This is a genomic window from Sphingomonas sanxanigenens DSM 19645 = NX02 (genome assembly GCF_000512205.2).
Classification (GTDB): Bacteria; Pseudomonadota; Alphaproteobacteria; order Sphingomonadales; family Sphingomonadaceae; genus Sphingomonas_D; species Sphingomonas_D sanxanigenens.
On record NZ_CP006644.1, the window covers coordinates 4,174,629 to 4,193,306 of the forward strand.

Annotated in this window: 18 protein-coding genes and 2 pseudogenes; 7 read left to right on the top strand and 13 right to left on the bottom strand. The window is 63.4% G+C overall.

The genetic code is table 11. The features are described from left to right. Window positions 1–4 precede the first annotated feature (4 nt). Window positions 5–223, top strand: coding sequence for a DUF2274 domain-containing protein (locus NX02_RS18975; RefSeq protein WP_025293776.1), 219 nt, complete (start codon window positions 5–7; stop codon window positions 221–223). Beyond that, window positions 220–441, top strand: a complete 222-nt coding sequence (locus NX02_RS18980; protein WP_025293777.1) for a helix-turn-helix transcriptional regulator — start codon at window positions 220–222, stop codon at window positions 439–441. The genes NX02_RS18975 and NX02_RS18980 overlap by 4 nt, the downstream gene beginning before the upstream one ends. Window positions 442–803: 362 nt before the next feature. Here NX02_RS18980 and NX02_RS18985 read toward each other — a convergent pair whose 3' ends face one another. The 4 genes from NX02_RS18985 to NX02_RS19000 form a co-directional block, all read right to left on the bottom strand. Further along, entirely contained in the window at window positions 804–2,897 is a 2,094-nt protein-coding gene (locus NX02_RS18985) for a phosphocholine-specific phospholipase C (protein WP_025293778.1), read from the bottom strand. Between the two features lie 14 nt (window positions 2,898–2,911). Continuing rightward, window positions 2,912–5,200 (bottom strand): TonB-dependent receptor, encoded by a 2,289-nt coding sequence (locus NX02_RS18990; RefSeq protein WP_084717938.1) that lies wholly within the window; start codon window positions 5,198–5,200, stop codon window positions 2,912–2,914. A gap of 197 nt (window positions 5,201–5,397) precedes the next feature. After that, on the bottom strand, window positions 5,398–6,657 hold the full coding sequence (locus NX02_RS30870) for a TetR/AcrR family transcriptional regulator (protein WP_025293780.1): 1,260 nt from the start codon (window positions 6,655–6,657) through the stop codon (window positions 5,398–5,400). A gap of 42 nt (window positions 6,658–6,699) precedes the next feature. After that, entirely contained in the window at window positions 6,700–8,031 is a 1,332-nt protein-coding gene (locus tag NX02_RS19000) for an MFS transporter (RefSeq protein WP_025293781.1), read from the bottom strand. Between the two features lie 212 nt (window positions 8,032–8,243). Here NX02_RS19000 and NX02_RS19005 point away from each other — a divergent pair, with 212 nt between their 5' ends. Further along, the gene (locus NX02_RS19005) at window positions 8,244–8,390 is read left to right on the top strand and encodes a hypothetical protein (protein WP_158014087.1); all 147 of its coding nucleotides are present in this window, start codon (window positions 8,244–8,246) and stop codon (window positions 8,388–8,390) included. 128 nt (window positions 8,391–8,518) lie between these two features. Here the strand turns inward: NX02_RS19005 and NX02_RS19010 are convergent, their stop codons facing one another. Beyond that, complete coding sequence (locus NX02_RS19010) at window positions 8,519–9,886, bottom strand: hypothetical protein (RefSeq protein WP_158014088.1); 1,368 nt, start codon at window positions 9,884–9,886, stop codon at window positions 8,519–8,521. Between the two features lie 82 nt (window positions 9,887–9,968). After that, window positions 9,969–11,048, bottom strand: a complete 1,080-nt coding sequence (locus NX02_RS19015; RefSeq protein WP_025290714.1) for an IS630 family transposase — start codon at window positions 11,046–11,048, stop codon at window positions 9,969–9,971. Between the two features lie 279 nt (window positions 11,049–11,327). Between NX02_RS19015 and NX02_RS31680 the strand changes: the two genes are divergently transcribed. Continuing rightward, window positions 11,328–11,918: an RHS repeat domain-containing protein gene (locus tag NX02_RS31680; protein WP_158014089.1), complete on the top strand. Its 591-nt coding sequence runs from the start codon at window positions 11,328–11,330 to the stop codon at window positions 11,916–11,918. 34 nt (window positions 11,919–11,952) lie between these two features. Here NX02_RS31680 and NX02_RS19020 read toward each other — a convergent pair. After that, window positions 11,953–12,180: pseudogene (locus NX02_RS19020) on the bottom strand (transposase domain-containing protein); the annotation flags it as partial. A gap of 305 nt (window positions 12,181–12,485) precedes the next feature. Between NX02_RS19020 and NX02_RS19025 the strand changes: the two are divergent. The 3 genes from NX02_RS19025 (at window position 12,486) to NX02_RS19030 (ending at window position 14,070) form a co-directional block, all read left to right on the top strand. After that, window positions 12,486–12,665: a hypothetical protein gene (locus NX02_RS19025; protein WP_025293784.1), complete on the top strand. Its 180-nt coding sequence runs from the start codon at window positions 12,486–12,488 to the stop codon at window positions 12,663–12,665. After that, window positions 12,652–12,960, top strand: a complete 309-nt coding sequence (locus tag NX02_RS33650; RefSeq protein WP_245648644.1) for a recombinase family protein — start codon at window positions 12,652–12,654, stop codon at window positions 12,958–12,960. The genes NX02_RS19025 and NX02_RS33650 overlap by 14 nt, the downstream gene beginning before the upstream one ends. 99 nt (window positions 12,961–13,059) lie before the next feature. Then, window positions 13,060–14,070 (top strand): recombinase family protein, encoded by a 1,011-nt coding sequence (locus NX02_RS19030; protein ID WP_245648645.1) that lies wholly within the window; start codon window positions 13,060–13,062, stop codon window positions 14,068–14,070. Window positions 14,071–14,114: 44 nt separating this feature from the next. Here the strand turns inward: NX02_RS19030 and NX02_RS19035 are convergent. The 6 genes and pseudogenes from NX02_RS19035 to NX02_RS19060 all read right to left on the bottom strand — a co-directional run bounded on the left by NX02_RS19035 (window position 14,115) and on the right by NX02_RS19060 (window position 18,633). Next, a pseudogene (locus NX02_RS19035) lies at window positions 14,115–15,368 on the bottom strand (IS256 family transposase). A 236-nt stretch (window positions 15,369–15,604) separates the two neighbouring features. Further along, on the bottom strand, window positions 15,605–15,853 hold the full coding sequence (locus NX02_RS19040; RefSeq protein ID WP_039996685.1) for a hypothetical protein: 249 nt from the start codon (window positions 15,851–15,853) through the stop codon (window positions 15,605–15,607). Between the two features lie 159 nt (window positions 15,854–16,012). Further along, on the bottom strand, window positions 16,013–17,563 hold the full coding sequence (gene tnpC, locus NX02_RS19045) for an IS66 family transposase (RefSeq protein ID WP_342671269.1): 1,551 nt from the start codon (window positions 17,561–17,563) through the stop codon (window positions 16,013–16,015). A gap of 31 nt (window positions 17,564–17,594) precedes the next feature. After that, complete coding sequence (gene tnpB / locus NX02_RS19050; RefSeq protein ID WP_245648858.1) at window positions 17,595–17,921, bottom strand: IS66 family insertion sequence element accessory protein TnpB; 327 nt, start codon at window positions 17,919–17,921, stop codon at window positions 17,595–17,597. Between the two features lie 26 nt (window positions 17,922–17,947). Next, entirely contained in the window at window positions 17,948–18,382 is a 435-nt protein-coding gene (tnpA, locus tag NX02_RS19055) for an IS66-like element accessory protein TnpA (protein WP_025290615.1), read from the bottom strand. A 50-nt stretch (window positions 18,383–18,432) separates the two neighbouring features. Next, entirely contained in the window at window positions 18,433–18,633 is a 201-nt protein-coding gene (locus tag NX02_RS19060; protein WP_025293785.1) for a hypothetical protein, read from the bottom strand. Window positions 18,634–18,678: the final 45 nt, after the last annotated feature.

Consider the following 18,678-nt stretch of genomic DNA (forward strand, 5'->3'; position numbering starts at 1 on the left):
ATTCATGCCAGAATTGAAACTGGGCAGATTGCCCGACAGGACTCCGGTCAAGCTGGCGATCACCGTCACGCCCGATCTTCACCTTATGCTGCAGCAATATGCCGCACTCTATGCCGAAGCCTACGGCCGCGAAGAATCCGTCACCGAACTCATTCCTGCGATGCTGGCGGCTTTCCTCGAGAGCGATCGCAGTTTCGTTCGCAGCCGCTCCACCGGAAAATGAGCGCCGAGATTGAGATTCCGGATCGTTTCGTCAAGCTCGACGAGGTCAAGCGCCGCGTCGGTCTCGGCAAGTCGATGATCTATCGGCTGATCCAGGAAGGGAAGTTCCCCGCGCCTTACAAGCTGTCGCCGTTCGCGTCGCGGTGGAGCGACCGGGAGATCGTCGCCTGGGTCAATGATGTGAAGGACGGCTTCGAGGGGAAGAAGCGGAAGGTCTGACCGCCGAGTTCGAAGTGGTCTGCTTCGGAAAAACTGATCCAATTCCCATGCCCCCGCAGAGCTCTCTTCAGAATTGGACCAGTTCTTCCAAGGCAGATCAGTTTCCTGTTCGGGCTATAGAGGGAAATCGGCGGCCTTCGGCGGCCAGCCGTTCGTAAAATCGACCATTCTGGCCAGAACGCGGGCCACGCCCGATGATGATGAGCACTACATCTAAGCTGTAGCGCTACGATAGCAGCCAAACATGCCTTCACCTACGGGCAAGTGCTCAGCCTCGCAGTACAACACACCCGTAGAGAGCCGCCCGATTGTAATCGAAGTTCTGCGGAGTCCGACATGGCCCGCAGCGGCCACGTCGAGGATCATTTTGGATAGAAGCCGCTTCCCGGCCAACTGATCGAATCCTCCCCGGTTTCCATCCGGCCGGAAAGCCGGCGCAAGAACGACGAGCCATCGGACGATTCGAGCGCGACGTCATACCAGCCGCCGGTCGCACCGACAGGAATCGTCCACGTCGCACCGCGCGGCGGCACCATCACGCTTGTCTCCTTCGTTCCGCCGAGCAGATCGCGGCAGCGCAGAGCGATCGTTCCGCTGCTGGCATTGACGAGATCGATCACGAGTCCGTCGCGGCCGGCATCGCGGCAGTACAGCGAAAGCGGAGCCGTTGCGCCGCCTCGCAGCTCACGAAACCAGCGGTTGGGGCCGCGGACTTGCAGACGATACCCCCGCTCGCGCAACCGCCAGGTGCCGCTGAGCGCCTTTCCTGGCTCGACCGTATAATGGTGCGGCAGCGCGTCCAGATCATCAAGATCGTGCACCTGATAAACCAGCCCCGTCTTGCCAGCATTGCCGAAGCGCAGCCGTAGCAGGTCGCCTTCGATCGCCTCCTCGATCACCGGCGCATAGGGCAGCGCCCGCGAGGGACGCGTACCCGGCTCCTGACCAGGCAGCGCGCCCTGCGCGGGCGGCAGCGGCTTTGGCAGCTTCAGGGCGGCCGCCACCCGCGCGACGGCATCGCTGGTGTCGGGAAGCGCCACGCGTCCCGCCTCGTGCCGCGAGAAGTCGAAGGCCGATGTGAGGTCGCCGCATACGGCACGGCGCCAGGGCGTGATATTGGGCTCCTCAACGCCAAACCGCGTCTCGATGAAGCGGATCACGGAGGTGTGGTCGAAGATTTGCGAGTTCACCCAGCCACCTGTGCTCCATGGCGAGATCACCGTCATCGGCACGCGCACACTGAGGCCATAGGGCAGCTTGTCGCTATGGATGTCGTCGGTGGCGTCGACGGTCGAAGCGCCGCCGCGGCTGCCGTCCGGGTTGAAGCCCGGCGGCGAAGGCGGCGTCACATGGTCGAAAAAACCGTCATTCTCGTCGAAGGTGAGGAACATCACCGTCTTCGACCAGACCTCCGGGTTGGCGGTGAGCGCGTCGAGCACGCGGGCGGTGAAGTTGGCGCCCTCGATCGGGCTCGATCCTTCGGGATGCTCGCTGTCCGACTGCGGACAGGCGATCCACACGACCTGCGGCAGCCGGTCGGCGAGCACATCGGCGCGCAGGTCGTGGAGCGTCCAGCGCGACATCGCCTTGTCGTGGAGCGGCTCGCCCGGCTTGGCGTCGTTATAAGCCTGGAAGGCGACGGCGGGATTGGTGAGCCCCCAGAAATTGTCTTTTGGGTCCTGATAGACCTTCCAGCGGATTCCGGCTTCCTCGAGCCGCTCGGGATAGGTCCTGTAGCGATAGCGCGGGCCCTTGCCGTAGTTGGCGAGCACGGCAGGATCGATCTTGTGGTGCTTGGCGGCCTCCGCCATTTCAGGCGTCAGCTGGATGCCGGAATCGAGCGCGACGCCCGAGCTATTCGCAACCACAGGGCCGCCGCCGGTCCCCCGCGGATCGTTGCCGCCGGCCCAGATAAACAGACGATTGGGATTGGTCTGGCCATGGACGGAGCAATGATAGGCGTCGCAGATCGTGAACGCCTCGGCCAGCGCGAATTGGAACGGGATGTCCTCGCGCCGGTAATGCCCCATGGTAAGCTCGGTCTTATGGGGGATCCAGCCGTCCCACCGCCCCTGGCGCGAGGCACCGTTGGCATCCTCCCAGCCGTGCGGCAGGTCGGCCACCTTGAGCGCGGCGGTCGCCTTGGTGTCGAGATGGAAAGGCAGGATCGTCCGCCCCGCCCTGTCGCGTTGCTCCCAGACCAGCCGACCGCCGGGCAGCGGCACCGGATGCGGGTCGGCAAAGCCCTGCACACCGCGCAGGGTGCCGTAATAATGGTCGAACGAGCGGTTCTCCTGCATCAGGATGACGATGTGTTCGACATCCTTGATCGTGCCAGTGCGGCGGTTGGCTGGAATCGCGAGCGCTCGGGCGATGCTGGGGGGCAGCAGCGAGCCTGCTGCTGCAGCACCCGCCGCCCGAAGGAAGCGGCGGCGGCCGGGCTGAGTGGGAGTCATGCCTGTGGCTCCCTTCAGAAGTCGTAATTGAAGCGGATGCCGGCGATGCGCGGCTCGCCGCGGATCGCGGTCGGCAGACCGAAGGATTTTCCAGTGTTGCCGAGGTCGAGAAGGTAATCCCTGTCGAACAGGTTGTTCACATAGGCCTCGACACGCCAGCCCCGCTCGGGACTGGTCAGCCCGAGGCCGATATTGGTGAGGCCATAGCCGCCCTGCGATTCGTAAGGCAGATTGTCGGCATTGAAGAAGGTCCTGGACTGATAGAATTGGGTCAGTCGTGCGGTGACGCTCAGCATTTCGGTGACCGGTCGCTCATAGGCCAGGCCGAGCGAGGCCTTGTGCTCGGGCGACAGGCGGAAGCGGTTGCCCGAAAGGTCTCGGCCAGTCGAGTCGAAGAACAGCGTGTAGCCCGCATCGGTATAGGCATAGCTGGTGATCAGGTTGAGGCCGGGGATCACCCCGCCGCGCAGCGAGGCCTCGAAGCCCTTGCCCTCCGCTTTGCCGGCATTGGTGAGGCTGCCGAGGATGGTGCTGGGATCGCGCACCTGCAGATTGGTATAGTCATATTTGAAGAAGGTCAGGTCGGCGTTCATCGGACCGAACTTCCACTTGATGCCGGCTTCGTAGTTCATCACCTCCTCGGGCTGGACGATGTTGAAGGTGGCGAGCGAGATGGCGGACCGGCTCCAGGTGGCGTCGACCACGCCGGAGCGCAGACCGCGCGCAACGCCGGCATAGATGTTGAGGTCCGGCAGGATCTTGAACGAGACCGCGGCACGCGGCGTCCAGAAGCTGAACTTGTTGTTCCTGCTCACGAACACGCCGTTCGAGTTGCCGAAAAGGCCGAAGGGTAGCGCGATCGGCGCAACGTCGTCGAACGACCGGCGGATCGCGGCGGCATCGGTGGTCGCGTCGTCATGGGTGTAGCGCAGGCCGGCGTCGATCGTCAGCCGGTCGAAGAAGGTCTTTGAGACGTTGACATAGGCCGACAGGCTGGTGCGGTCGTTGTTCCGCATCTGGGCGTTGTAGTTCATCGACGTCACCGGCCGGCCGCCCAGGCTGGTGGTGGCGGTGACCGGCCGCGTGGGCGCGGTGATGATCGGGAAGCTGCCGAGCATATACTGCTCGTTCAGCCCGAGCGCGATCGTGTCCTCCACCTTCTCGTGGAACCAGCTGCCGCCGCCGACGACCGTGAAGCTCGGATCGGGCTGCCAGCTGAGGCGCAGCTCCTCGCTATACTGTTTCTGCAGCGTGAACTGGTTGCCGATGATATAAGCATAGCCGGTGCCATCGCCGTCCCAGCGCTCGGCCGCCTTGACGCGGCGGAACCCGGTGAAGGAGCGCAGGGAGAGCGCGTCGGACAGCTCGATGCGGTTGTCCCAGGTCAGGCCCCAGGCGGTGCGGTCGATCCCCGCGTCCGGCCGGTCCTGCGCGGCCGGAGTGAAAGGGCTCACGTCGCCGCCGGCCGGCGCCACCACGATCGACTTGAACTGCGTCGCGGGCGGGTGATCCTCCTGATAGGTGAAGATCAGGTCCGAGGTGATCTGCTCGGTCGGCGTGAAGCGAATCGTGCCGCGGCCGTAGAAAGTGTCGATGCCGTTGAGCGTGCCGTCCGGGATGGCGAGGTTGCGGACGACGCCGTCGCGCTTCTTGAAGCGCACCGCCGCGCGTACCGCCAGCTTCTGATCGACCAGCGGCGCGTTGACGATGCCGGTGACGTTGAACAGGTCGTACTCGCCGACCTCCGCCGAGACCGAGCCCGAGAATTCGTTGGTCGGTCGTCGGGTTTCGATCGCGAGCACGCCGATCACCGAGCCGCGCCCGAACAGCGTGCCCTGCGGGCCGCGGATCACCTGGATGTTGTCGATGTCGAGCAGCTCGGAGATCGCGCCAGCCTGACGGCTGTTGTCGATGCCGTCGACGAAGATCGAAATGCTGGGCTCGGACACCGGGCTGGAATCGTCCTGCGTCAAGCCACGCAGGTTGAAGCCCGAGCGCTGGACGCTCTGCTCCTGGATCAACAGGCCAGGGGTATAGAGCGAAAGCTCGCCCATGCCCTGTATGCGGAAGGTGTCGAGCAGTTCGCCTGACAGCTGTGTCACCGGTACCGGCACGTCGACCAACCGCTGCTCGCGCTGCTGTGCGGTGACGACGATCTCGCCATCATCTTCCGGCTGAACTTCGCCGCTCGGCGTATCACTCTCGACGCTGGCGGTCTGCGCATGGGCGGCGGCAGTGCCGAACAAAAGTCCAGCGGCGGCGGCGCTGCACAACAGAACGGTATTCCTCGATAGCGACTTCATGATTGGCTCCCCTGCTCGGTTGAGGGGATAGTTAGAGAACAAATGTACAGTTTTTGTGACAGCCGCGAACGAAAGTGCAGATTCCTCGCGCCCTCAAGCCGTGCACGCGAATTCCTATTTTTTACAGGCTTATGTGATGCGAGGCGCGCCCAGCCGGAAAGATGCGAGCGCGTGAGAGCGGCGATCCGAACAGATGTTCAGCCTATCTCGAGCAGGCGGGCGGCAGCGATTCGGGCCTGCGACTCGAGGTCGTAGAGGTCCTCCGAGTCGCTGATCGCTGCAGCGGTGAGAAACGCAGCCGAGGACCACAAAGCGTGCGATGCCGCCCGGGTGCGGGTGATGCCGCCCGGCTCGCCTCGGCCGAGACTCGCATGCGTGATCGTGCCGCGCTGGCGCCGCATCGCGATGCCGAGCGGCTCGATCGCGCTGCTTCGCGCTGCGGCCAGCGAAATTTCCGCCATGCCGCGGCTGCGCAGCCCTTCGACGCCGGAGGGCTGCGAGCGGCTCCGGATGCGCTCGATCATCGCTGCCGCCTGCGGCGGCTTGCCGGCATTGCGCCTAAAGCCGGCGTTGACCTTCTCGAACACGCGTAGGACGCCGGCGAAGGCGAGTTCTGTCACCGATTTGAAGTGATAGGTGGTGAGCGCGAGCGATACCCCGGCGCGTTCGGCGACTGCACGGTTGGTGACCGCGGCCAGGCCTTCCTCCTCGATGACCGAGGCGGCTGCATCGACGATGCGTGCGCGGCTCTCTGCGCCCCGCCCGCCCTTGCTGTCGGACTCACGGGCGCCGCCGGTTTCGGGATCGGCGAAGAAGCGCGCGGCCAGCGCCGTGATCCCCGGCGCCGCCTCGGCGCTGCCTAGCCCGGCGACGCGTGCGACAGCCTCGACGAAACCAGCGCGCGCGAGCAGCCGATAAGCTGCCGAGCCATGGCAGCTCACTGCGAAGCTGCTCTCCGAGAGCAGGTGCAGGCCCAGGATGTCGAACGCCAGCGGATCGGCGCCGAACAGGCGGGCGAAACCGCGGAACGCATCGCGCCGCGCACGCAACCAGGTGCGGCAGGTCTCGGCGAAGCGCGGATTGGCAGCAGCCGATAGCCACAATTCGATCAGCACCAGCATGTCGGTGCGTCGGTCGCCGCATGCCTCCTCACACAGCGTCCAGAGAAACGGACCGGCCAGCGCCGGCTCGATCGCCATTGCCTCCGCCTCCGCCTCCAGCGTGGCAAGCCGCGCCCGGTCGCGCGCGGCCACCTGCGCGAAGCATTCGGCGATCAGCCCATCCTTGTTGCCGAATAGATAGGCGATGCTCGTCACGCTGGCGCCGCAGCGCGCCGCGACGTCGCGCAGCGTGGCGCCCCGGACGCCGCCGGCTGCCACCAGCGCAATTGCCTCCTCGACAACACGCTGGCGGCTGGAATCCTCATCGGAAGCGGGCGAAGATATCGTCGAAGCCATGGGACTTGTTAAGGGCGTCATCGGCCGGCCGCCAGCGGTCCGTCAGGCGATCGCCGCGCGTCCGGCGAGCGGCGGCGCAGCTTCCGGTGTGGAACGCATCAAGATCGCGAGGCCCAGCAGGCCCGCCAGGCAGGTGGGCAGCACATAGATCAGCCGGATCGCGGTGACGGCGGCCTCGCCCGCCGGAGCACCCGGCACGAAGCCCGCCTGCGCCAACAGCCACAGCGCCGCTCCGATGCCGAGCGCCGCAGCAAGCTTCAGCGTGACGTTGAACATCGCATAATAGCTGCCCGACTTGCGCTCGCCGCTGGTCTCCGCGTCGCGGCCCGAGACATCGGCGACCAGTGCACGCAGCAGCATATAGTCGGCGCCCCACGAGAAATTACGAACGATCAGGAACAGCACGAGCGGCATCACCTGGCCGACAGGTAGCAGCAACGCGACCGGCGACAGGACGGCATGCCAGGCGAACACCGCGGCGAGTGCGCCCCGCTTGCCGATCCGCCGGCTTACCGCCGCCCAGACCGGCACCGACACCAGGGCTACCAGCGCCTGGATCAGCATCAGCGCGCTTGCGGCGCGGCCGAGGCCCAATCCCTGTTCGACGAAGAATATGAAGGTGCCGGCACTGGCGGCGTCGGCAAGGCCGATCAGGCCGTAGAGGATCAGGATGGTCAGCAGCGTCCGATCGCGCAGCATCGCCCAAAACTGGCGCAGCGGATTGGCGACCCGGCGCGCAGCGGCACGGTCGACCGGCGGCTCGGGAATGAAGCGAAGCACCAGCGCCACCGACACGGGGCTGAGCAGGATCAGCACCCATCCCATCGCCCCGATCTGCGCGGCGCGGCCGGCGCGGCCGAAGGATTCGAGGATCGTGGGCAGCAGCAGGATGAACGGCATGCCTGCGGCGGCGAACCACACTTTGGCGCCCATGATCCGCGTGCGCTCGTGATAGTCGCCGGAGACTTCCAGTCCCCAGCCGCCGTGCGGTACCATCAGCATCGTATAGCCGAGATGCATCACCACGCACCATGACGCCAACGTCCAAATGTCGATGCCGGGCGCCGCGAAGAAGGTCTGCCACGTGCCGAGCAGGATCAGCGGCACGCTGGCGATCATCCAGGGGCGGCGCAGCCCCCACGGCGTGGCGAAGCGGTCACTCGCCCAGCCCACCAGCGGGTCGGCGACCATGTCGAACAGCCGGATCCACATCATCAGCGCCGCCACCACGGCGAGCTGCAGCCCCAATGTCTCCGAGAAGAACACCGGCAGAAACACGCGCCAGGGCAGTTCCAGCGCCTGAAAGACCAGTACCGGCGACGAGAAGATGGCGAGCCGAACCATGTTCAGCCGCCCGGCACCAGCCTGGGACATGCGCAACCTCCCACGAGTGTACAGAATGCGATTCTACGCTGCTGTTGAGGCATATCCGCTCCCATCATGACATTCGGATGACAGTATTGAACAAATGTACAGGACGTGGAAAGAGCGGATCGGCCACGGGAGAATCGCCATGCTCATCGCTCAGATCACCGACACGCATGTCGTCGCCCCCGGCACGCGCGCCTATCAGGACCAGAACGGCCTTGGACGAGACCGTCGGCAGCCGGGGCGAAGCGCGAAGCGAGCGGCGGCTTGAGCGCTTAGCAGAGCGCATGGATCACCAGCAGGCATTGCAGCAGGCTATCGCTGCCCCGCTGCCGGAACGGCAGCTGGGCCTCGATCTGATCTAATCAAGGCGATGCGTTTCAAGATGTGGCCCGGTCGCTCGCGCTGCTTCCGAGAGTTAAACAAAAAGCGGGAGGGGCACACGGCTCTTGCCGTATCCCCTCGCCGCAGCCGCGAATGCGACCGTACCCGTCTATGAGGCCACGTAACCGAGGGCGCCCTCATAGGTGTACCCATTGTTCGCACCTTCGGCGTAATTTATCGTGATCAGATGATCCTTGAGGTTTCCGCCTTTATAGAAGCGGTACAGGGGCATCAATCCGGCAGAGGGTGAAGACGAGGCAAACCCGAGAACACCTTCTTGGCTGAAACCTTCACAATTTGCCTGCGTCGAGACAAAGTGATCAGCGATAGACGCATTGTAGCACCTGTAGAGCGCATGTCGCCCTGTTCCGCCGCCGCCAAAAGCGTGGAAGCCCGTTGTCTCGAATCCCCAACCATCTCCGGCTGCTTCAGAGTAAGACCGTGTCATGAAATGGCGCGAAGACTTGGTGAACCGATATACCGGCACCATATCGCTTACAGGTGCGCCGGGATAAGCGTTCATCGCGGCGATCACCTCATCTACGGTACCGACCGCGATCGGACACGAATAGTCATAAGTCGATCCGGCAGTGATGTTGTACTCGTTGTACACACAGGACCATTTTGCGGTCGGTGTGGATCCTCCGAACAGAACATAGGCATAGTAGGATTGCCGATTAGGCTCATTGCGGGGGATGGCGTTGGACATCACCCCCATGGCATGCGCACCGTTCGGCCGCGACACGATGATCGGCGTATTGGTGGATTGACCGCTTCCCGTGGCCGTGAGTTTCGTCAAAGTGCGCGTATTCCGGTCATAGGTCAGAAACGTATTGAACGTTGCCGGGAGGTAGCCGGTGAGCGCCTCGACGCTGGCAGATGTTCTGTTTTCGGGCACGACGAACCGCGTATTCATCACCAGCACATTCGGTGCTGCGGCGCCGTAGAAGCTTGTGGTCCGGCCGATCGAGAAGTTGGACAGAACCGTGCTGTTCTGCGCGGTCGAAACCGACGTAAACGGGCTGCAGGGTCGTCCGTAGTTCTCGCCCGGAGCAAGCCAGAATGCAGGACGGGTCTGGGTCGTCAGAACCCCTCCCATATTCGATATAGATGTCAGGACGCTCGAGCTGGTCGGAAGCGTCCCGTCCGCGTTGCTGCCTGCCTCATTGGGATTGTAACACTCTCCCAGATTGTCCACTTGGATCGCGGATTGAATCTGGCGGCCATGATCGGCGATATCGACGTATTCCACCCCCCGGAAGGTTAGCGACTCAATGGCGCCGGCAAACCGATCCGTCGAGGCGGCAACTCTGATCGTTCCGCCGTTGGCGGCCCCACTGATCGCCAGGTTACCGGCGTTGGCTGGTCCCGAGATCAATCCGCTGGTGAGGACGGCACAGATCCCGATCATCAATGGCTTGTAATAAGGATTGGCTTTATTGGAGAAACGACGCGTGGCTTTCGTGGATTTTCCCATGAGATATTCACCCTAACCAGATCCGGCGGATCTGCCGGTGAGATGTGACTAGCGTTCGTATCGACATTTTGAATCGGGGGCGCTAGTGGATTGATTCCAACGTTTGGTGCCCGCGCCTGACGGCAGCGATAATGTGATCGGGATCAGCCTTCCATACAAACGGCCTGGGTTCCTGATTATGCTCTTTGATGAAGCGGTTGATGGCGGCCTGGAGATCGACGACGGAGCAGAAGACGCCGTTCTTCAGGCGCCGGCGGGTCAGCTTGGCGAAGAAGCCCTCGACGGCGTTCAACCAGGAACACGACGTAGGCACAAAGTGGAAAGTCCAGCGCGGATGCCGGGCGAGCCAGGCGCGAACCTTCGGCTGTTTGTGGGTGGCGTAGTTGTCAAGGATGACGTGGACGGCCTTGTCTGACGGCAGTTCGGCCTCGACCGCGTTCAGGAAGCGGATGAACTCCTGGTGCCGATGCCGCTGCATGTTGCGCCCGATCACCGAGCCGTCGAGGACGTTCAGCGCCGCGAACAACGTGGTCGTCCCGTTGCGCTTATAATCATGCGTCATGGTCGCCCCCCGGCCGCGCTTGAGTGGCAACCCCGGCTGTGTGCGGTCGAGCGCCTGGATCTGGCTCTTCTCGTCCACCGACAGCACGATCGCGTGCGCCGGCGGCGAGACGTAGAGGCCGACCACGTCGTGCAGCTTCTCGGCAAACGCCTTGTCGTTGGACAGCTTGAAGCTGCGCCAGCGATGCGGCGCGAGGCCGTGGTCGTGCCAGATCTTCACGACCGAGGACGCTGCGATGCCCGCCGCCTTGGCCATCGCGCGCACCGTCCAGTGCGTCGCCTCCTGAGCCGGCGCCTCGAGCGTCAACGCCACAACCTTGTCGACGAGCGTCGTCTCGAGCGGCGCGATGCCAGGGGGGCGGGTTTTGTCGCGGAGCAGGCCATCGACACCTTCGGCCATGTACCGCTCCTGCCAGCGCCACACGCACGTTTTCGACTTGCCCGTCTGCGCCATGATCGCAACGGTGCCCAGCCCATCATCCGTCAAAAGGACGATCCGCGCGCGCCATACATGCTTCTGGGGCGACCCACGGGCCGAAACGAGAGCTTCAAGCCGCGCCCGATCCGGTGCCGTGACGACGAAGGTGATACCACTACGCATACCGACTCGTCGCACAATGTCGCGCTCAGCGGAATCCACAAAACGGACTCTTCCGTTCCGATCAATCCACTAGGTACCCGGATCTCTTGGCAATGGTCGGGCAATACGTTGTTCTTTGCCGCATTAGAATTATCAACGGCACACCGATTTCGTCATTGATATCTTGATACAAGAAAATTGCATAATGATGGAAATATAATATATTACGGTTTATACGAAAAAAGGGCCGTATTAACAAATTATTTAAAATCTAAATACAGAAGGAAAATATATGACAACTTGGATTTTTTTTGCTTTTGTGATGGTAATAATTTTCCTGCGGCAGCAGCTATATTGCAAACCTCTTCTGATCAGTTTGAATATGATGCGCTTGGGCGTCTCGTGCGCACGCAGAGGGGCCAGGGGGCTCTGACAAAATATGATTACGACAAGGCAGACAATCGTGCCCGAGTTCAGGTGGAGAAGCAATTCGACATCAGTTGGTTCGCTACGTCTTTGCCGTACGCGACCGGATTTGCTGAACCTTGGGGCGGATGGGCTGCGAATGTTACATATCCGATAGCTTACATGACCTATGGGCCGTACGTGGCGTCCGTACCAGTTGGACAAAGGAACGCAGTTTGGCGGATGATGATTGACATCAACAACACGTCTCTTGAGGATGAGGTGGTAGGTATCGATATTTGCGATGCCACTGCGGATGAGATCATCACGGTCAACGCGATAAGGCGTAAAGGTTTCGTTTCATATTTTTCTTATCAAGTTTTCGAGAAAACATTTGTTCTTGAATCTGAGCGATATGGACATTCGATCGAATTTCGTACGCTGTTTCGGAAGGCGGCATATGTAAATGTTGAGCGTATAGGATAGTATCCATCCGCCGAGGGCCGCGGCTGATGAATGATCAGGCGGCGATAGCGTTGGGTTGGTGGCGCCAGTTCCAAGGCAGCAGTTCATTGAGACTCCGGACCGGGTGGCTGGCGATGCGGGCGAGGACGTCGGTGAGCCAGGCCTGCGGGTCGACATCGTTGAGGCGGGCGGTCTGGATCAGGGTGTAGAGGATGGCGGCGCGCTGACCGCCGCGGTCCGAACCGCAAAACAGCCATGCCTTCCGCCCGAGCGGCATCGCCCGTTCATTCTGCCATGTCGGGGAAGCGCGGGAAGTTCACTATCTGTGGCATCCCTACGTCGGGCAAAAAGTCACCGTACGGCGGGTGGAAGAGCGAGCGACAGGCTGCTTCCTGAAGGCAGAAGGGCCATCTGGCATTGTCGTTTCGATGCCGCGCTGGATGGTGGATCCCATCGCCTGCGCTAAGATGACAATCGGTTCGCCCCAAGTTGATATCGCGGCACTGTGCGAACTGAACACGCTGGTCACTGCGGTGGCTGCTTCATCAAACTCCCAACGCGATGATGGAGTCGCATGGGAGGAAGTCGATGAACAAACACGACGCGCCCGCGCCGACCTCGGGCCGACAGATGAGCCTGATATTCGAGCCCCGCAGGGTGGACGGAATGAGCAAGGCGGAGCGCACGAAGGCTGTAATCCTGCTTGCCCAAATCCTGATGCAGGCAGCCGGCCTTGTCGTCGAGGAGCTCGGCGATGACCGGAGCTGACCTGATCCCGGCGCAGCTGCTGAAGCGCAAGGCCGTCGTCTATGTGCGCCAATCGACACAATCCCAGGTCACGACCAATCTGGAAAGTCAGCGGCGGCAATATGACCTCGTCGACATTGCGCGTCAGCACGGGTTCAGCGACATCGAAGTCATCGACGATGATCTCGGACGATCCGCGAGCGGGACAGTTGCGCGGCCAGGCTTCGATCGCCTCGTAGCATGGCTATGCGCGGGCAAGGTAGGCGCGGTTTTGTGCCTCGATGCGTCGAGGCTCGCGCGAAATGGCCGCGACTGACACCATCTGCTGGAACTGTGCGGGCTCGTCGAGGCCCGCGTCATCGATCATGATGGCGTGTACAATCCTTGCCAGCCCAATGACCGCCTGCTCTTGGGTATGAAAGGCAGCATCAGCGAGTTCGAGCTCGGGGTTCTCAGGACGCGGATGCTCGACGCCGCTAGGTCGAAGGCGCGTCGGGGCGAACTGCGCTTGTCGGTCCCGTTCGGCTACGTCTGGCATCGCGAAGCAGGGTTGGGACTCGATCCTGATCTGCGCCTGCAGGAGGTGATCCGGCTCATCTTCAGGCGCTTCGGAGAGCTGGGCAGCGCCCGCCAAGTCTTGTTGTCGATGAAGGCCGATCAGATCCACTTCCCCCGCCCCTCAGACGAGGGCCGCATGACCGGCTTTGTATGGCTGCCGATCCGCTATCGCAATGTGATCTCAGTGCTCAAGAACCCCTTCTACGCCGGCGTTTACGTTTACGGGAAAAGCGAGAAGCGGACCGCCATTGTCGATGGGCGAGCGCGGCGAAGTTACGGTCACGGCAAGCCGGTCGGCACGTGGGAGGTGTTCATCAAAGAGCATCACGAGGGGTACGTCAGCTGGGACGAATACGAGCGAAATCAGAAACAGCTGGCCCTCAACGCCTATGGCCGTGTCGACGGCGTCAAATCCGGCCGCGGAGGCCGGGCGCTACTCGCCGGCATCATGACGTGTCGAAGGTGCGGACGGCGGCTGACGGTCACCTACACCGGAAATCCGCAAAGCCGACCGGTGTACCGCTGTGACAAACCCAACCTGATGATGGGCTTGCCCCGGTGCATGACCTTCGGCGGTCCACGGGTGGATGCAGCGGTTGCGCGCGAACTGCTGCGGTCGGTAGAACCTTTAGCGATCGAGGCCGCGTTCGAGGCGGAGCGGATGCACCGGGAACGACAAGATGATCAACGGCAGATCCTCGACCTGGAACTCCAGCAGGCACGCTACGAGGCGAACTTGGCCGAGCGTCGCTACGCAGCCTGCGATCCCGACAATCGGCTGATCGCCGCGCAGCTGGAGAAAAACTGGGAAATCGCCTTACGGCGCGTCCGCGATCTGGAGGCGATCGTGTCCCACCGGGTGGTGTAGGTTCGCCGGCGTTGTGACGGCGATCTCCGGCGAGGCCGGATTGATCAGGCAGCCACGGCGGGCATGCTGACGAGAGGGTTATCGCTGAACGGAGCGACGCTTTCCAGCGTCATGTACCGGGCGCGCTGTACAGCCCACTCGTCGTTCTGTTCGAGCAGGATGGCACCGACAAGGCGAGTGATGGCGTCCTCGTTCGGGAAGATGCCGACGACGTTGGTGCGCCGCTTGATCTCGCCGTTGAGCCGCTCGATGGGATTGGTCGAGTGCAGCTTGGCGCGATGCTGCGGCGGGAAAGTCATGTAGGCGAGCACGTCCTGCTCAGTGTCATCCATGAAGGTGGCGAGCTTGGGCACGGTTGGCCGCAGTTGGTCGGCGACCTTGCGCCACTGGACGCTGGCGGCTTCGGCGGTCTCCTGGGCGAAGGCGGTGGCGATGAACGCCGACACCACTCGGCGCCCGCTCTTGCCGGCATGGGCCAGGGCGTTGCGGGCGAAGTGGACGCGGCAGCGTTGCCAGGTCGCGTTGAACAGCTTGGAGACCGACGCCTTGATGCCCTCGTGGGCATCGGAGACGACGAGCTTGACGCCACGCAGGCCGCGTCGCGCAAGGCTGCGCAGGAAGGCCGTCCAGAACACCTCGGCTTCGGACGAGCCGATCGCCATGCCAAGGACTTCGCGCCGGCCGTCGCCGTTGACACCGACCGCGATGATCACCGCGACCGAGACGATCCGCCCGGCCTGACGGACCTTGAGATAGGTGGCGTCGATCCAGAGATAGGGCCAGTCGCCCTCGATCGGCCGGTCGAGGAAGGCCTTCACCCGATCGTCGATCTCTTCGCACAGCCGGCTGACCTGGCTCCTGGAGATGCCGCTCATCCCCATCGCTTTCACCAGATCGTCGACCGAGCGCGTCGAGATCCCTCCGCCTGCTTTCCAACGATGCTACGCATCGCCGGAACCTTGGCAGGCTCCGCCCTGGATATAGGCTTCCTGGATCACCGCGGTCAGCGCCTTCTCGGCCATCCGTCGCGGCTCGAGGAAGCCGGGGAAATAGCTGCCCTTGCGCAGCTTGGGGATGCGCAGCTCGACGGTGCCGGCGCGGGTCTCCCAATCGCGCTCGCGGTAGCCGTTGCGTTGGGCGAGACGTTCCGTGCTCTTCTCGCCATAGCCGGCACCTGTCAGCCCGCTTACCTCCAGATCCATCAGCCGCTGGGCCGCAAAGCCGATCATCTCGCGCAGGAAGTCGGCATCCGCGCTCTTCCCCAGCAGCGCCTGAACGTTCATCTTGTCGTCGGTCATCGGGATCTCCGTCGGTTCGAGTGTCGCAACCCAAACCTATCCGAAGATCACCGATGGCCACCCGCAAAGCTGACCGGCTGCTACAGCGCTGTTCGCAAGCGCGCAGCCGGTCAGCTTTGCTACCGACGAGCTACACCACCACCCGGGACACGATCCTGGAGGCCCGTCAGCCCACGGAAAACTTATCGACCATCGAGGTCGATACAGACGCGTTCGCCAACATGGCGGAAAACCTGTCAGCGGCCTGGAACGCACCCGACGTGACGATGCGTGCCCGCCAGCAAATGCTGCGCGCGTTGATCGCCGACATCATCGTGGACGTCGACGATGAGGTGCGTGACGTCGTGCTCACGCTCCATTGGCGAGGCGGCCAGCACTCCGAACTGCGTGTTCGCAAGCCGCAAGCGGGCGAGCATGGATGCGCGACCGCCGAGGATGCTCTGGCGGTAATGCGCAACATGGCTGGTCGTTGGTCCGACGAACATATTGCCGCCTCGCTCAACCGAATGGGCTTGCCAACCGGCCAGGGTAAAGCCTGGACGGCGCACCGGGTCTACTCTGTTCGCCGCGTGCGAGGGATCGATGCCTACCGGTCTGCGGTGAAAGACGGCGAATGGTTGACGATGACCGAAGCGGCAGCCGCGCTAGGCGTGACGAACCACGTGATACGACGCCTCGTCAAAACCGGCGTGCTTCCGGCTGACCAGGTGGTTCGTGGCGCGCCGTATCAGATCCGCTCGGCTGACTTGACCACGGCGGCTGTCAAATCTGCGGCGGCCCGGAAAGGCCACCCGTGTCGCGACAGTGACGCGAGCATGCTTCCAATGTTGACAAGCACTTGATGAAGGGCTGCACAGTGAAACACGCTTCGGCACGCAGCGGACCGACCGCTCGACTGTGTTGGAATCCAGCTCGACGCGGCCATCGTCGAGGAACAGCGTCAGCCCGGCCCAGCGGGTCAGCGCGTAACGGATCGCATCGGCGAGCTTGCTCTTGGCGCTGACCTGACGGAGCCGTGCCGCGAGGTAAATGTGCAGGTCATCGACGATGACGCGGGCCCGTTCGGCGCGCACGGCGCGGCGCTGCTTCGCCGAGGAGCCGCGAACCTCGTCCTCGATCGCGTAGAGCATGGCGATCCGGCGTAGCACCTCGGCCGCGACCGGCGAACTCTCGGCCAGTTCGTAGAACTTGCGCCGCACGTGCGCCCAGCAGAAGGCGAGGCTCACTTGCTGCCGGCGCCTGGCCAGGGCGGCATAGCCGCCAAAGCCGTCGACCTGCAGGATGCCGGCGAAGTCACCGAGATGGGCCTCGGCCCGCTCACCCTTGCGGTCAGCGGCGTAGACATAGGCAACCATAGGCGGATCTTCGCTGCCCCATGGTCGATCGTCCCTGGCATAGGCCCAGAGCTGGCCGGTCTTGGTCCGACCACGCCCGGGATCGAGCACTGGCGCCGTGGTCTCATCGGCGAACAGCCGCTCGGATCGTCGCAATCGCTCTAGGATCTGATCGCGCAAGGGGCGCAAGTACCAGGCTGCCCGGCCGACCCAATCCGCCAGGGTGGACCGGTCAAGCTGGATACCTTGGCGGGCGTAGATCTGGGCTTGGCGGTACAGCGGCAGGTGATCGGCGTACTTGGCGACCAGGACCTGTGCGATCAGCGCCTCGGTGGGGATACCACCCTCGACGATCCGCGCCGGCGCCGGTGCCTGGACAATCGCGCCCTCGCACGAGCGGCAGCCATAGCGCGGGCGGCGCGTGACCAGCACGCGGAAGGTGGTCGGCACGACGTCGAGCCGTTCAGCCACGTCCTCGCCGATCTGGTGGAGCGCGCCGCCACAGCAGGGGCAGGCCTTATCTTCGACATCGACGACCTGCTCGATCCGCTCGAGATGGGGCGGCAGCGAACCGCGGTTGGCCTTGCGCGGGCGATCCGCAGATGCCCGGCTCGCCTTGTCCACGGCGTGCTGGGCCTGGGCCAAGGCCGTCTCGACTTCCTCCAGAGCAAGCTCGAACTGATCGGGATCGAGCTGCTCGGACCGGCGGCCGAACCGGTGCCGCTGCAGGGCCTCAATGATCGCCTTCAGGCGTTCAACCTCGGCCTGGAAAACCTTCAGTGCATCGAGCTCGCGGGCCTGCTCGAGGACGAGCGCACGGAGCGCTTCGACATCGTTGGGAAGGTCCGCTTCCATGGGCATGGAAGCAGTGAATCAGGAGCAGAACATCCCGTCAACCAGCAATCTGCGGCGCAATCGGGCGGCGTCCGCCGTGCACACGGCGCCAGTCCAGCCCCTCAAGCAAGGCGCCCAACTGCGCCGCCGTCAGCCGCATCACGCCATCCTGGATTGCCGGCCACTTGAACCCGCCGGACTCCAGCCTCTTGGCCATCAGGCACAACCCGGTGCCGTCCCACCAGACGAGCTTGATCCGATCGCTGCGCTTAGCCCGGAACACGTAGATCACGCCGGAATAGGGATCACCGCCGTACTCGACACCTACCAACGCAGCCAGCGCATCTGGGCCTTTGCGGAAGTCCACCGGGCGCGTGGCGACCATCACCTTCGCACCTGATCCGGGTCCGATCATCGGGTGGCCCGGAGCGCTTCGATCACCGCGGCAATCACCCCGGCGTCGGCACCGTGGCTGATCTTCACCGCTACGCCGTCGATCTCCAGTTCCACGGCGCTCGCCTTCGAGCGCCGCCGCTGCTTCGGCCGCTGGATCGCTGCCCCAGGCTCCTCTGCCGAGCCAACATCGACCACGGCGGGCACGAATGCCGGCACACCCGCACCCTGGCTCTCCATCTGCTTGCGGAGCTGCCGGCGCCAGGTGAACAGCTGCGACGGGCTCATGCCATGGCGCCGCGCGACCGAGCAGACCGTCTCCTGCCCGGAGAAGCTCTCGGCCACGATCGATGCCTTCACATCCGGCGGCCAATCCCGACGGCGCCCCGCGCCGGTGAACACTTCGAAGCGCGTTACCCGGCTAGTGCCAGCATCATCACATGACATCGTCATAGCACCAGCGCCCTCCACCCAATCAGGGCGCGGAAACTCGGCGCTGTGCTTCAGCGCCGCAAGGTGGGGTCGCGGACCCGCTTACGGCAATACGACCAGATGGTAACGCCGGCCTTGAGCGCCGCTTCGGACAGGAGATCGAGATAGAGCGCATAGTCTCCATCCTCGAAGAAGGTCTGCTCGCGACGATTGCCGCGCTGGGTGACGTGATGCGGAATCCCGGGAAGGGCGAGTCGGGGAAGGCGAGCCATTGAGCCAGCGTGGCCAAAATGGATGTCTTAATTAGGGGGATTATG

What these genes read in the sequence shown, in the direction of transcription:
- NX02_RS18975 (WP_025293776.1), top strand. Translation starts at nt 5, where the DNA reads ATGCCAGAATTGAAACTGGGCAGATTGCCCGACAGGACTCCGGTCAAG.
- NX02_RS18980 (WP_025293777.1), top strand. Translation starts at nt 220, where the DNA reads ATGAGCGCCGAGATTGAGATTCCGGATCGTTTCGTCAAGCTCGACGAG.
- NX02_RS18985 (WP_025293778.1), bottom strand. Translation starts at nt 2,897, where the DNA reads ATGACTCCCACTCAGCCCGGCCGCCGCCGCTTCCTTCGGGCGGCGGGT.
- NX02_RS18990 (WP_084717938.1), bottom strand. Translation starts at nt 5,200, where the DNA reads ATGAAGTCGCTATCGAGGAATACCGTTCTGTTGTGCAGCGCCGCCGCC.
- NX02_RS30870 (WP_025293780.1), bottom strand. Translation starts at nt 6,657, where the DNA reads ATGGCTTCGACGATATCTTCGCCCGCTTCCGATGAGGATTCCAGCCGC.
- NX02_RS19000 (WP_025293781.1), bottom strand. Translation starts at nt 8,031, where the DNA reads ATGTCCCAGGCTGGTGCCGGGCGGCTGAACATGGTTCGGCTCGCCATC.
- NX02_RS19010 (WP_158014088.1), bottom strand. Translation starts at nt 9,886, where the DNA reads ATGGGAAAATCCACGAAAGCCACGCGTCGTTTCTCCAATAAAGCCAAT.
- NX02_RS19015 (WP_025290714.1), bottom strand. Translation starts at nt 11,048, where the DNA reads ATGCGTAGTGGTATCACCTTCGTCGTCACGGCACCGGATCGGGCGCGG.
- NX02_RS19025 (WP_025293784.1), top strand. Translation starts at nt 12,486, where the DNA reads ATGAACAAACACGACGCGCCCGCGCCGACCTCGGGCCGACAGATGAGC.
- NX02_RS33650 (WP_245648644.1), top strand. Translation starts at nt 12,652, where the DNA reads ATGACCGGAGCTGACCTGATCCCGGCGCAGCTGCTGAAGCGCAAGGCC.
- NX02_RS19030 (WP_245648645.1), top strand. Translation starts at nt 13,060, where the DNA reads ATGAAAGGCAGCATCAGCGAGTTCGAGCTCGGGGTTCTCAGGACGCGG.
- NX02_RS19040 (WP_039996685.1), bottom strand. Translation starts at nt 15,853, where the DNA reads ATGTTCGTCGGACCAACGACCAGCCATGTTGCGCATTACCGCCAGAGC.
- tnpC (WP_342671269.1), bottom strand. Translation starts at nt 17,563, where the DNA reads ATGCCCATGGAAGCGGACCTTCCCAACGATGTCGAAGCGCTCCGTGCG.
- tnpB (WP_245648858.1), bottom strand. Translation starts at nt 17,921, where the DNA reads ATGGTCGCCACGCGCCCGGTGGACTTCCGCAAAGGCCCAGATGCGCTG.
- tnpA (WP_025290615.1), bottom strand. Translation starts at nt 18,382, where the DNA reads ATGACGATGTCATGTGATGATGCTGGCACTAGCCGGGTAACGCGCTTC.
- NX02_RS19060 (WP_025293785.1), bottom strand. Translation starts at nt 18,633, where the DNA reads ATGGCTCGCCTTCCCCGACTCGCCCTTCCCGGGATTCCGCATCACGTC.